At 66.2% G+C, this 13,333-nt stretch carries 8 protein-coding genes and 1 other RNA gene; all 9 read right to left on the bottom strand.

Annotated features, from left to right (window positions below; translation table 11 throughout):
* Position 1: 1 nt before the first annotated feature.
* The 9 genes from XdyCFBP7245_RS13615 to pilG all read right to left on the bottom strand — a co-directional run bounded on the left by XdyCFBP7245_RS13615 (position 2) and on the right by pilG (position 13,122).
* Positions 2-77, bottom strand: a non-coding RNA gene (locus tag XdyCFBP7245_RS13615) — sX9 sRNA.
* Between the two features lie 80 nt (positions 78-157).
* Entirely contained in the window at positions 158-730 is a 573-nt protein-coding gene (locus XdyCFBP7245_RS13610) for a GNAT family N-acetyltransferase (RefSeq protein ID WP_104616128.1), read from the bottom strand.
* A 297-nt stretch (positions 731-1,027) separates the two neighbouring features.
* Positions 1,028-1,507: a chemotaxis protein CheW gene (locus XdyCFBP7245_RS13605; protein ID WP_104616127.1), complete on the bottom strand. Its 480-nt coding sequence runs from the start codon at positions 1,505-1,507 to the stop codon at positions 1,028-1,030.
* A 34-nt stretch (positions 1,508-1,541) separates the two neighbouring features.
* On the bottom strand, positions 1,542-2,729 hold the full coding sequence (locus XdyCFBP7245_RS13600; protein WP_104616126.1) for a chemotaxis protein CheB: 1,188 nt from the start codon (positions 2,727-2,729) through the stop codon (positions 1,542-1,544).
* Between the two features lie 7 nt (positions 2,730-2,736).
* Entirely contained in the window at positions 2,737-9,621 is a 6,885-nt protein-coding gene (locus XdyCFBP7245_RS13595; protein ID WP_104616125.1) for an Hpt domain-containing protein, read from the bottom strand.
* Positions 9,622-9,734: 113 nt separating this feature from the next.
* Positions 9,735-11,771 (bottom strand): methyl-accepting chemotaxis protein, encoded by a 2,037-nt coding sequence (locus XdyCFBP7245_RS13590; RefSeq protein ID WP_104616124.1) that lies wholly within the window; start codon positions 11,769-11,771, stop codon positions 9,735-9,737.
* 39 nt (positions 11,772-11,810) lie between these two features.
* Complete coding sequence (locus XdyCFBP7245_RS13585; protein WP_046962985.1) at positions 11,811-12,341, bottom strand: chemotaxis protein CheW; 531 nt, start codon at positions 12,339-12,341, stop codon at positions 11,811-11,813.
* Positions 12,341-12,703: a response regulator gene (locus XdyCFBP7245_RS13580; protein WP_006450735.1), complete on the bottom strand. Its 363-nt coding sequence runs from the start codon at positions 12,701-12,703 to the stop codon at positions 12,341-12,343. The genes XdyCFBP7245_RS13585 and XdyCFBP7245_RS13580 overlap by 1 nt, the downstream gene beginning before the upstream one ends.
* A 17-nt stretch (positions 12,704-12,720) precedes the next feature.
* Positions 12,721-13,122, bottom strand: coding sequence for a twitching motility response regulator PilG (pilG, locus tag XdyCFBP7245_RS13575; RefSeq protein ID WP_005913706.1), 402 nt, complete (start codon positions 13,120-13,122; stop codon positions 12,721-12,723).
* Positions 13,123-13,333: the final 211 nt, after the last annotated feature.

The following is a 13,333-nucleotide window of genomic DNA, read 5'->3' as shown; positions in this document are numbered from 1 at the left end:
CAGCCAACAAAACGTAGCGAACAGACGTCAGGCGGCTATGGACGGCGCACAGGAATCGGAGTGTCAAGGTGGTCCATGTCGACTACGACCACCGGTCGCGCCGGTCGATGCCGCACTATCGCCAGCATCCGCTATCGCCAGCAGAACGCGGCGCGCCTCACTCCGCGCCAAACTCCGTATCCTCGCGCAACAGGCTGGTCAGCACATGATCGCGCCAGACGCCGTTCAACTGCAGATAGCGTCGCGCGCGGCCCTCGATCTGGAAGCCCAGCCGCGCCAGCACCTGCGCGCTGCGCACATTCTCCGGCACGTATTGCGCCATGACCCGATGCAACCCGAGCGGCCCGAACACGAACGCGATGCCCTGCGTGGCGGCCCACTGCATCAACCCGCGCCCCTGATGGGACGCATCCAGCCCGTAGCCGAGATGACAGCCCTGAAACGCGCCGCGCTGAATCTGGGTGAAGCCCACCGTGCCGATCACGTCTTGCCCGGCACACAGCACCAGTTGCAGTTCGCGCTCACCGGGCACCGACGCGCGGTAGGCGATGCACAACCGGCGCCAGCCTTCGACGGTGTAGAACGCAGGCGGCCGCAGCGGCATCGCCTCGATCAGATGGCCGCGGTTGCGCGTGTGATAGGCGGCCACTGCGGCGGGGTCGGCGTTGGCCAGATCGGACAACACCACAGCGTCCGCATGGCACACGGGCTTAAAGGCGGGCAGGCTCATGACGTCACTCTACAATCGCGATATCGCGCATCGTATCGATCAGCGCCAGCTGCGCAGCGCGATGCGAAAGCCACAACGCTGACGCCGAACCGTCCACCCGCCGCGCTCACGCATGCGCGTGACCGCAGACGCATCGCCTGGATTCCAGTCGTTTCAAGCGCGGCGATCCACACGCTGCGTGCATGTCCCGCTTGGATCTGGAGATCACACGGGGACTGCACTCTGCGCGCACGCCCTGCCGAAGGAGAGCACCGCACACGCCGGTCCGACGGCTGCGGTGTCGCTGTGCCGGCTGCGCTAGGCGGCAGCAGCGGAGGCAAGCGCCTGCGCTACCTGCGACTCGATGGCATCCAGATTCGGCAGCAGCGCGCTCTGCTCACCGAGCAACACGCGCATGTGCACGCCGTCCGGCAGCGCGTCTTCCGAGGCGTCGGCCAGCAGGCCGTCGCGCGGCACCGAGATCAGTTGCGGGAACGAGGCAGTGAGCAAGGCGAAGTACGGCAGTGCGGGATTGCCGCCCAGCGCCTTCAACACGATCACCTTGTTGTTGACGGCCGTAGGTTCGTCGCCCAAGCCGCTGAGGCGTGCGAACGACAGCAACGGCACCTTCCAGCCGTACCAGTCGATGCGCCCAACCACCCAGCGCGGCATGTCCGGCAGCGCTTCGACTGCCACGCGCGACATCACCTCGGCCACCGTGGCGTTCGGCAGCAGCACACGCTCGGTGCCGGCCTGAATCAGGACGCCGCGGATTTCGTCATTGTTGGCGTAGCTCATCGCACCATTCCGAATCTGAGAGGGAGCGCCCGGCTTACGCCGGCCAACGCTGTGCCAACGCCTGCGCCAATTGCGCGGGATCGCCGGTCAAAATGCCTTGTCGGGCCAGGCGCGCCGCAGCGGCCGGGTCGTAGCAGCCGTCGGCAGACTGACCGGCCAACCAGCCACCCTGCTCGGCCAGTGCCAGCGATGCATCCACCAGCGTCTCGTTGGCGCCGCTGAGCATCAGCACCGCACTGTCGGTGGCCGGCAGCGCCGCGATCAGCGCCGCAGGATCGCTGTGCGCCACGAAGGCCAGCGCACCTGCGTGTTGCTGCACGCCAATTTCATCGGACAACACGTAGACCTTGCCCGGCGAAACGACCTGTCCCGGCTCGCCCAGTTCGACCGGCAACGCAGACACGCGCCCCATCTGCCGCACCAGGTTGCCGTACTGGCCGCCATCGAGGGTCATGCGCACCAGTACCGCACGCGGGAAGTTAGGCGGCAGCGCCGCCAGCAGCCGGCGGATCGCATCCGGCCCACCGATGCCGGCCATCACCAGCACCGCACCGGTCACCTCGCCGCTGTGTTCCAGATCCACCAGCGACAAACCGCCGGTCGACAGCGCTGCCACGTCCACTTCGGTACGCGGGCGCACCACCACGGCAACCTCGTCGACCAGACCCCAGGTACTGGAATCGCCCAGCGTCGTACTCGGCTTATCGGCAGCGGCAGGCGTCTGCGCGTGATCGACAGCGCGCATAAACATGGCATCGCCCGGCATGCTTTCGAAGGCATGCGCGGCCGCTTCCAGATGTTGATCGAGTTGCAGGTCCGAATGCTGGCGCGGTGCGAGCGTCAGGCCCGGCTCGGGTTGCAGCGAGGGTTCGCTTTCGGTGCCCGGCGGCAACACATCGGCATGGCCGTGCAGCTTGGCGGCCAGATGGCGTACCCAACGCTGCGCTTCCCAGCCCTCGCGGCGCACCGTGAGTTCGGCTTCGTCGAAGATTACCGTCACGCCAGGCATGTTGAAGGCCGGCTCCAACGCTTCCAGCGCGTCTTCGATCGACGGTTCCAGCGCGACCAGCACCGCCACCAGCTCGGCGTCGCGCAACATCTGCACGTCTACCGCCGACGGTTCGTCTTCCAGCACGACCTGCGCACCGGCCAGGCCGAGTGCTTCGCGCAGACGCTCGCGCGCCTCACCCGGCCGGCCCAGCAGGGCGACCGGAGTTCCCATTGCGCCATTAGTCTCGGACACGAGCGATCCCCAGCAGGTCATACACGTTGCGCATCAGATCCAACTCTTGGTAAGGCTTGCCCAGGTAGCGCTGCACGCCGATCTCGAAGGCGCGCTGGCGATGCTTCTCGCCGCTGCGCGAGGTGATCATCACGATCGGCACCGCCTTGAAGCGTGGGTCGGCACGCATCGCGGTGGCCAGCTCGTAACCGTCCATGCGCGGCATTTCGATATCCAGCAACATCAGGTCGGGCACGCGCTCTTCGAGCAGTTCCAGAGCCTCGACGCCGTCGCGGGCGGTGGTGACGTCCAGGTTGTGGCGTTCCAGCACGCGGCTGGTGACCTTGCGCATGGTCAGCGAGTCGTCGACCACCATCACCAACGGCACCTGGCGCTGCGCTTCGGCCGGGGTTTCCAGCGTCGGACGCGCCGGCTGGCTGAGGTAACGACGGACCAGCGGGGCCACGTCCAGGATCACCACCACGCGGCCATCGCCGGTGATGGTGGCGCCGTAGATACCCGGCACCGACGCGATCTGCAGACCCACCGGCTTGACCACGATTTCGCGGTTGCCCAGCACCTGATCGATCGCCACTGCCGCGCGCAGGTCGCCCGCACGCACCAGCAGCAACGGCACCTGCGCCTGACCATCGGCACGCGCAACCGGCTGGCCGACCAGCGAGCCCAGATCGTGCAGCACGTACTCTTCGCCGGCGTAGTGGTAACCGCCCTCGCCCGACTCGTAACGGGTGCGCGAGATGCGGCCGATACCGCTGACCGAACCCACCGGCACCGCGAACGTCGTCTCGCCGATGCGCACGAACACCGCCTGGGTGACCGCCAGCGTCTGCGGCAGGCGCAGGGTGAAGGTGGCGCCCTGCCCGCGCACCGAGTGGATGTCCACCGAGCCGCCGAGCTGACGCACTTCGTTGCGCACCACGTCCATGCCCACACCACGGCCGGACAGCTGGCTGACCTGTTCGGAGGTGCTGAAGCCGGAGGCGAAGATCAGGCCATCCAGTTCGGCCTCGCTGAGCTCCTGGCCCGGTTCGATCAGGCCGCGCTGCTCGCCGCGGCGACGGATCGCCTCGCGGTCCAGCCCGGCGCCGTCGTCGGCCACTTCCAGCACGATTTCCGAGCCTTCGCGGCGCAGCCGGATCGCGATGCTGCCTTCTTCCGGCTTGCCAGCGTCGCGGCGCTGTTCCGGCGTTTCCAGTCCATGCGCGACCGAGTTGCGCAGCATGTGTTCCAACGGCGCGACCATGCGATCGAGCACGTTGCGATCCAGTTCGCCCTGGGTGCCTTCCAGCACCAGATGCACCTGCTTGCCGGTATCGGTGGCCGCCTGGCGCACCACACGGCGCAGACGCGGCACCAGACCGTCGAACGGCACCATGCGCGCACGCATCAGACCGTCCTGCAGTTCGGAGCTGACGCGCGACTGCTGTTGCAGCAGGCCGTCGTACTGACGCGAGAGATCTTCCAGAACGCCCTGCAAACCGCCCAAGTCGGCCGCCGATTCGTTCAACGCGCGGCTGAGCTGCTGCAGGGTGGAGAAGCGGTCCAGTTCCAGCGGATCGAAGGTGCGATCGCCCTGGTCCTGTTCGCGCTGATAACGCGCCACGATCTGCGCTTCGGTTTCCAGGTCCAGACGCCGCAGCTGGTCGCGCAAACGGGCGTTGGTGCGGTCCAGTTCGCCCATGGCGCCGCGGAAGGCGCCCATCTGCTGTTCCAGACGCGAGCGGTAAATCGCCACTTCGCCGGCGTGATTGACCAGGCGGTCCAGCAGGTCGGCACGCACGCGCACCTGTTCCTGCTGTGCGCGCGGCATCAGTTCTTCTTCGACCTGGCCTTCGACCGGGATCGGCGCCGACAACGGTGCCGGTTCCACCGACGCCTTGGCGATCGCGCGGACATCGGCGTCGCTGGGCGGAGCGGCATTGCGGCCGCGGGTACGGGTTTCGAAAGCTTCCACCAGGTCGGTCGGCATCGACACCGCGCGGTGCATGCCGGTGCGGGTCAGCAACTGATGCAAGCGGTCGAAGCCGCGCTCGAACAAGCGCACGTCATCGCGGTCGATGTCGGTGCGGTTGGCCGCCACCGCTTCGAGCAGCGATTCGATCGCATGGCCAAGGTCGCCGATGGCGTTGATGCCGGCCATGCGCGCGCCGCCCTTGAGCGTGTGCAGGTCGCGCTGCAGTCCGTTGAGGACATCGCGGTCTTCCGGCACTTCGCGCATGCGGGCGATCAGACCATCGCAATGATCCAGCAGGTCGCGGCCTTCTTCGACAAAGATATCGACCAGTTCGCCATCGAGCTGATCGAAGTTGAGCGGGCCGATATCGAACGCGGCGCCTACCTCGTTGGTTGCAGTTTCGACCGGCGCGGCGTCTTCCACCGGTGCACTGAAGGCCGCGGCTGCGGCAGCTTCGTGCTCGGTCGCTGCGTGCTCGGCGGCCGCGAGTTCAGCGGCGTCGGTGTGCTCTGCCTGCTCAAGCCGATCGTGCGTTGCAGTCGCATCGTGATGCTGCGCATCGGCGTCGGTCGTCGCGATCGGATCCTGCAACTCGGGCGCGGTCTCGGACTGCGGATCGCCCGATTCTTCGACCTGATCGGCCGCATGCGCCATTTCGAACGCCTGCACCGACTCGATGGTCTGCTCCGACACTGCCTCATCGGCGTGCGGCGTCTCGGCATGCTCGGCCTCTGCCTGTGCTGCCTCAGCGTGTTCGACATCCGCCTGCGCGGCTTCGTCGGCAGTCTCGGCATTCGCCGCGTCGTCGTGCGATTGCTCGTAAGGCTGCGCTGGTTCGGTCGCGTCCAACTGCTCGCTCGATTCGCCCTGCGCGTGCGACTGCGACGGCGCGTCGTCCGCTGCCTGCACTTCGGAATGCACCAGCTGCTCGGCGTCCGCATGGTCTTGCGACCCTGCGTGCTCGTCCGCGTGCGCGGCGTGCTGTTCCTGTTCGCTCGCCTGTGCATCGGCGTCGTGCGCCTGCACCGACTCGGCGTGCTCCGCGGCCTGGTCGGCCCCGTGCTCGGCGAGCTGATCCTGCGCGCCAGTGTCGTGTTCGGACGACGCAGCGACGTGGTCGACGTGGCCCTGATCGACGTACTGACCCTCCTGATCGGTCGAGACGCTGTCCAGCGCCGCAGTTTCCGGCGTCCAGTCTTCGGCGATCGCGGCAGGCGCCTCGTCGGCGACCGGCGCATCGGCGTGCACTGCTTCCAATGCATCGATGGTTTCGACAGTCGCTTCGTCTGCGACGGTATCGGTATCGGCCGCGGGTGCAAGCGTCTGCGTTTCGCCCAGCGTGGCTTCTGCCTCGGCCAGCTCATCTACCGCAACGTTGTCGTCTGCGTGCGTGCCTTGGTCTGCAGCGTCGTGCGCAGACGGCGATGCATCGGATGCGAGGTGTGCTTCCGTTGCTGCAGCTTCGGCGTGGTCTGCAGGCTGCGACGCGGCTTCCGCTGTCTCGGCGTGTTGCAGCTCGGTGGCATCCCAGGCGTCGGCTTCGACCGCCGGCTCATCGACCGAGCTGTCGTGCGCGTCGGTCGCGGCAGGCGCATGCAGCGACTCTTCGGCCTCGGCCAGCTCGTCCACCGCACGCGGTGCTTCGGCGTGCGCGTCGGCGTCTTGCGGCTGGTCGACCGGATGCGTCGGTGCGGCGGTATCGGCCGGCAGTGCGCTGGAGTCCAGGTACTGCGACAGATCTTCCACGCCGGTGAGTTCGACCGCTTCGCTGCCGGCAACGTCATCGCTGGCAGCGTCGAGGTCGTCCAGCTCATCCAGGAACGCCTGCGGCGGCCACTGCGCTTCGGGAAGGGTGTCCACCAAGGCGCGCAAGCGCTCGGTCAACGGCGCAAACGACGGAATCAGCGGCGCATCGGCGCGTAGCGCGGTGACCGTGATAGCGATCGCTGCGGCCGTGGCGGTGATCGCATCGATGCCTTCCTGCGACGGCGTTTGCGACGCCGCCAGCAGACGCTTGACATAGCTCTCGGCCGGGGTGGTCACCAAGGTGATTTCCGGCACATCGGTCATCGCGAACGCGCCACTCATGGTGTGCACAGCGCGCAACAACTCTTCGGTTGCCAGTTGCGGCTCGACCTGGGTGGCCTGCAACCAGGCGTTGACCGTTTCCAGATGCGTGGCGACCTCGGCCTCCAGGATCTCTCGCAGCACGCTATCCACCGATGCCGGCGTGCCACCACCGGCGACAAGCGCCCCGGCAACCGCAGGAATCGCAGGAGTTTCGACTGCCACCGGTGTTGCCGGTGCGGGCACGTAATAGATCTCTTCGCCGGCGGCAACCCGCTCGGCAACTGCCTGGATTTCCGGCAGATCGGCACTGATGCGGCCCTGGTCGCGCAGTGCTGCGTTGAATTGCGGCAGCACCTCGTAGGCCAGCTCGACCATCGCCACGACCGCGGGGCTGGCCGGGCGCGAACTGTCGAGCACGCGGTTGAGCATGCTCTCAATCTTCCAGCTGAACTCGCCGAGCACGTGGGCACCGACCAGACGCCCACTGCCCTTCAGGGTGTGGAAGACGCGGCGGATCGGGCGCAGATGGTCCGGGCTATTGGGCGCGGCGCGCCAGGCTGGCAACAACTGCCCGAGGTTGACCAGTTCTTCGTCGAATTCTTCGAGGAAGACATCGCGGATGTCGTCATCGATATCGCTGTCGCCAAAGCCGCCAAAAATGCCGGCATCGGCGGCAACGACCGGCGCCGGTTCGCTCGCTGCCTGCACCGGCGTGGTCTCGGATGCTGCATCGCTCGCTGCCGACGCATCCTGCGGATGCGCCACATCGAATTGCGCCGCGGCCGCGTCGAGCTGTGCCAGGAACGCAGCCGATGCATCGTCCAGTTCGAACTCGCTGACCGTGGCCTGCTGCACACGCGCAGCGGTCTGCTCGGCAGTGGCGTCGGTCGGCGCATCCTGTGCGTCATCGGGCGCGGACTCGACGAACGGATCGTCCAGTTCCTGCGGCGGAGCAGGCGGCGGCGAGAACGCATCGTCGATGCTGACCTGCGCGCGGCGCGCTTCGTTCTCTGCAATGAAGTCCAGCGGCGCGTCGACCTGATCCGCATCGCCCGGCAGATCGATCTGCTCGATGTGCAGCGGCGTCGTCTCGGCCACTGCAGGCGCAGCGGCCTGCTCCTGTTCCAGCGCGCTCAGATCTACGGTGTAGCTGACCTTTGCGGCCTCGCTCGGCGCATGGCTGTCCTGCTCGGCCGACACCGGGTCGAACGCGGAGCCGGCGATTGGTGTGGCCTGTTCGGTGGTTTGCAGCTGCCAATCGCCGGGCGCCTGCGCACCGTCGTCGGACAACTCCAGCGGCGCAACCGTAAACGGCACGTGCGCCTGTCCGGAGAGGGTTTCTTCCGCCGCCACCGGGTCGAACGAGAACACCGTATCGGTGGCCGCAGCGCCGGTGTCGTGCACCACGCTGGCCGCGAACGGCGTTTCGACCACGGTTTCGTTGGCCCATTCCAGCGACGCGACAGGCGCCGCATCGTTGGCCGCCGCTTCCGGCGTGCCGGCGTGCTGGGTAAGCGACACGGCGACCGGCTGCGACTCGGCCACGCTGCCCGGCTGGTCGGCACCGACCGGCAATTCGGACGGCTGGCCCGACGGCAGCGGCCAATAGCGCAGCGTTTCCAGGCTGTTGCGGGTGATGTCCAGAATCTCTTCGCGGCCGGGACGGCGCTCGCGCAGAGCTTCCAGGTAGTACTCCAGGCTGGCCATCGCGTCGGCCAGCGTATCCAGCTGGCGGCCGCTGGGCACGCGCTGCTTGCCGATCAGTTCCAGATCGACATAACGGCGCACGCCTTCCAGGTAATCGGCGGCCTGCGGCAGTTCGAGGATGCGCAAGGCACCGCCGACTTCGCCCAGCAGATGCGGTACATCGGCCAGGCGCGCGTGATCCCAATTGGTTTCGATGAAGGCGACGAAGTGTTCGCGCGCCGCACCGAAGTTGGCGATCGCTTCCTGCGCCAGCACATCCACCGTGCGACGCACTTCCGCCGAGGTGGCGCTGTTGCCGGCCTCGTTGCCGTCGCCGATGTCGGCGCCCAGGCTGGCGACCTGATCGTCCAGCGATGCATCCACGTACAACAGCGCGCCGGCGATATCCAGCAGCACGCCTTCGTCCATCTGCACCTGGCCATCGACCACGCGCGCCAGCGCATCGCGCTGCTGCACGACGACGTTGCGTGCCACGCCCAGCCCCATCATGCCCAGGGTGTCGGCAACACTGCCGAGGTCCTTGACCTGGGTCTGCAGCTCGGCGATGTCGCCGCCGGTGCGCAGGTGCAGGTCCAGCGCGTCTTTCACGCGCAGCAATTCTTCCTTGACCGCACTGCCGACCGTGTCGAGCAGTTCGCGGTTGCGGCCGGACAGGCTGCCGCGTGCGTGATCCAGCTCGGCTTCGGTGGCAACACCGGCCTGCGGGTCGAACGCGAACAGCACGCTCTCGTTGAGACCCGGCTGGCCACGGGTGGCGCGGATTTCATTGAGCAACGGCAGCAGCACGATCGGAATATCGCGATGGCCGTTCTGCAGACGCTCCAGATAGTCGGGCAGCAGCACGGTGCCGCGCATCAGCATGGCGCAGGCTTCGTCGCGGTCGCTGACCTCACCGGCCTGCACCGCGTTGGCGAGCAACTCCAGTTCTTCGGCCACCATCGCCGGCGCGTACAGCTCGACCATGCGCAAGGTGCCCTGCACCTGGTGCAGGTAACCGGCGCAGAAACGCATCCGACTGGTGTCGGACGGTTCTTCGGCAAAGTATTCGATCTCGTTGCGCGCCTGGCGCAACGTTTCGTCCAACTCCGGCTTGACCCAGCCCAGCGCGGCGTGGCTCATCGCATCGCGAAGCGCACTCATTGCAGCCCCCTGACAACGGCCGGCTCACCGCTTGCGCGGTCACCGGTCACTTCCTGCATCGACGTAATGCGACTACGCGCCATCTGCTGATCCTTTCCCGTTCCGCGTCGTGGTCACGCCGGCAGCTTGAAGTCGGCGACCGAACGGCGCAGATCGGCAGCGAGCTGAGCCAGGTTGCCGATCGACTCGGCCGTCTGTTCCGCACCCTGCGATGTCTGGCTGGTGATCTGACGGATCACGCCCATGGTCTGTGTGATATCCGTCGCCGCCGCCGACTGCTGGTGTGCGGCGATGGAGATGTTCTTAATCAAGTTGTTCAGTGCGTTGGACACGCGCTCGATTTCGGTCAGCGCGGTGCCGGCATCTTCGGCCAGGCGTGCACCGGACACCACTTCGGAGGTGGTCTGCTCCATCGAACTGACCGCCTCGTTGGTATCGGCCTGAATGGTCTGCACCAGAGCTTCGATCCGGCGCGTCGCACCGGAGGTGCGTTCGGCCAGGCGTTGCACTTCGTCGGCCACCACGGCGAAACCGCGACCGGCTTCGCCTGCCGAGGCTGCCTGCACCGCGGCGTTGAGCGCCAGGATGTTGGTCTGCTCGGAAATGTCGTTGATCAGTTCCACGATCGAGCCGATTTCCTGGGTCGATTCGCCCAGGCGCTTGATGCGCTTGGAGGTTTCCTGGATCTGGTCGCGAATCTGGTCCATGCCCTGAATCGTCTCGCGCACCACCCCGGCACCTTCGGCGGCGATGACCACCGAGCGCTGCGCCACTTCGGCCGACTCGGTGGAGTTGCGCGACACCTGTTCGATGCTGGCAGCGATTTCGCTGATGCGCTCGGACGCGGTGGTGATCTGGTTGGCCTGCTGGCCGGCGGCTTCGGCCAGCTGCATCGCAGTGGCCTGGGTTTCCTGGGTCGACACGGCCACCTTGGCCGAGGTGTCGTTGATGGTGGTCACCAGGTGGCGCAGCTCGTCCACGGCGTAGTTGATGGCGTCTGCGATGGCGCCGGTCATGTCTTCGGTCACCGAGGCCTTGACGGTCAGATCGCCTTCACCGAGCGAGCTGATTTCGTCCAGCAACCGCATAATCGCCTGCTGGTTACGGCTGTTGAATTCCACCTGTGCCTGGTAGCGCACGTCCTGCTCGCGGGTCCGCACGCGCACCGAGCTCCACACGAAACCGATGATGGCCAGCAACGCGATCAGGCCGGAGACCACGCCGAGCCAGAAGTTCGGAAACAGGCGCGTATCGCGCACCGAACCGAACGCGGAAAACGCATCGAACAGCTTCTTGCTGTCGTCGAGCATCTTGTTGGAGCCGGCGGTCAGCGCCGCGGCCGACGACTGCGCAGCGAACAGGTTGCGCGAGCTGGCGAGGATGGCGTCGACGTCCTTCTTCATCGTCGTCCACTGCGCCTGCGATTGCTCCAGCGCCGACAGCGCGGCCGGGTTGCGCACCGCGGCGATGCCGAGTTCGTCGTTACCTGCGCGCAGGCCTTCCAGCATCTGCGTGAACACCACCGAGTCGCGCGCCAGCGCGTCGCCCGAGGCAGCGGCATTGGCGCCACCGGCGCGCATTTCAGTGACCCGGCGCGCCATGGTGCCGGCAACCACGACCTGCTGCAGCGTGTTGTAGATCTGCGATGCGGGTGCGCCGCTGACCGTCATCGCACGCACCACCTCATTCAACTGCGCCTGCAGCTGCGGCACGCTGCCGGAAAAGCGTTCGGCGTTGCCGGCCAGACCGAGCACCGCCGGTTCGCTGGCGATGACCTGGTCGGCGTTCTTGCTGAGCGGCACCCAGGTCGCCTTGAGCTGCGCCATCGAACTGGCTACCGAGCCTTCCTGGCCGTAGCGGCCATCCAGTTCGCTCACCGTGCTGTCGATGCGGCCCTTGGTTTCCTTGAAGGCCGCAAACGCCTTGGCATCGCCGGACACCGCTTCGCGGCCGTAGTTGGCCAGCTGCTGCGAGAGCACCTGCAAGTCGGCCGCGCCGGTGCCGGCACCGGCAAGACGACTGCCTTGCCAGGTCGCGACGCCGGTATTGGCGCCAAACACGATCATCGACAACACCAGCAAGCCAAGCCAGAAGCTGGTGCTGACGCTGCCGAGCTTGTTGGTCTTGCGGGCGTCCGGGGCGGTACTCATGGTTCGACCTCGATCTGTATGACGTGGCGGGGTCGCGGCTTAGGCCGCGGCCTGCCGGAATTCAGGAGTGCGCGACAGCAACGCCAGGGAGAACACACCCCAGTCCTGCGTCTCGTTGCGGAAGGCACGATCGATGAAGTGCGCGTAGCGGCCCTGGGCCAACTCGCCGGGTTCGACCGCCTGGGACTGTTCGAAGCTGCGCTGGCCGTACAGCTCATCGATGGTCAGCGCGACGTCGCCGCCGCTCTGACGCATGATCAGCACACGCTGGCCTTCCTGCAGCACCGTGCGACGGCCCTCCAGGAACTGCTTCAGGTCGATCACCGGAAACAGGTTGCCACGCAGGTTGCCCACACCCAGCAACCAGGGCTGCCCGCCGGGCACCGGCGTCACCGGCGGCATCGGCACGATTTCCGCCACCTCGCGGAAATCCGACACCAGTCGCCGGGTACCGACGCGATAACCGACGCCACGCCAGATATCGACCGAGAACTGACGTTCCGGCAGCGGCGTGGCGTGCGCAAGACTACGACGCTCGTAGTCTTCAAGAATATCGAATGGAGAGCGCATCAACGCACCAGTTGTTTGATGCGAGCGATCAGATCGTCTTCGCGCGGTGGCTTGACGATGTAGTCGCTGGCACCTTGTCGCAAACCCCATGCCTTGTCGGTTTCCATGCCCTTGGTGCTGACCAGCAGCACGGGGATGTCCTTGGTGGCCTGGTCGCGTGCAAGTGCACGCGTTGCCTGGAAGCCGCTCATACCTGGCAGCACCACATCCATCAGCACCAGATCGGGCGCCTGGCTGCGAATCAGCTCAAGTCCCGCTTCGGCGTTGTCGGTGGCGACGACCGTATGGCCAGCTTTTTCCAGCCATTGACTGAAGACTGCCCGATCGGTGGGCGAGTCCTCGATCAATATAATTCGAGCCATGTTGCCTTTCCCCCTGGTCAGGCGTGGACGTACGTGCGGATCGCGCTCAGTAGTTCTTCACGGGTGAATGGCTTGGTCAGATATTGCTCGGAGCCGACGATGCGGCCGCGTGCCTTGTCGAACAGGCCATCCTTGGAAGACAACATGATCACCGGCGTCGACTTGAAGAGCTGGTTGCCCTTGATCAACGCACACGTCTGGTACCCATCCAGGCGCGGCATCATGATGTCGACAAAAATGATCTGAGGTTGCTGGTCCGCAATTTTGGCCAGTGCCTCGAAACCATCCGTCGCTGTCACTACTTCACAACCTTCCCGCTTCAGCAGCGTTTCGGCGGTGCGGCGAATGGTCTTCGAATCATCGATCACCATCACCTTCAGTCCTGCGAGTTCCCCACCCGCAGCAATGTTTTCACTCATGCAAATATCCCCGGACGCGCAACGCTTCATCCCTTCCGACGTCGCTACGAAACTGCATGTATATCCCAAGACCCGCATTGACTGTCAAGGGCGCATTGCCGGGGCCCCGCCAGGCGGACGTTCCGACCGCGTCTGGGTGCCTCCGGACCGGCAAGTCGCGCACTACGACCCGCCGGGCACGCCATCGCCCACCGCTTGAAGTTACCATCGG

This window comes from Xanthomonas dyei (assembly GCF_002939865.1).
Lineage (GTDB): Bacteria > Pseudomonadota > Gammaproteobacteria > Xanthomonadales > Xanthomonadaceae > Xanthomonas > Xanthomonas dyei.
This window is presented reverse-complemented; position numbering and strand designations above follow the sequence as displayed.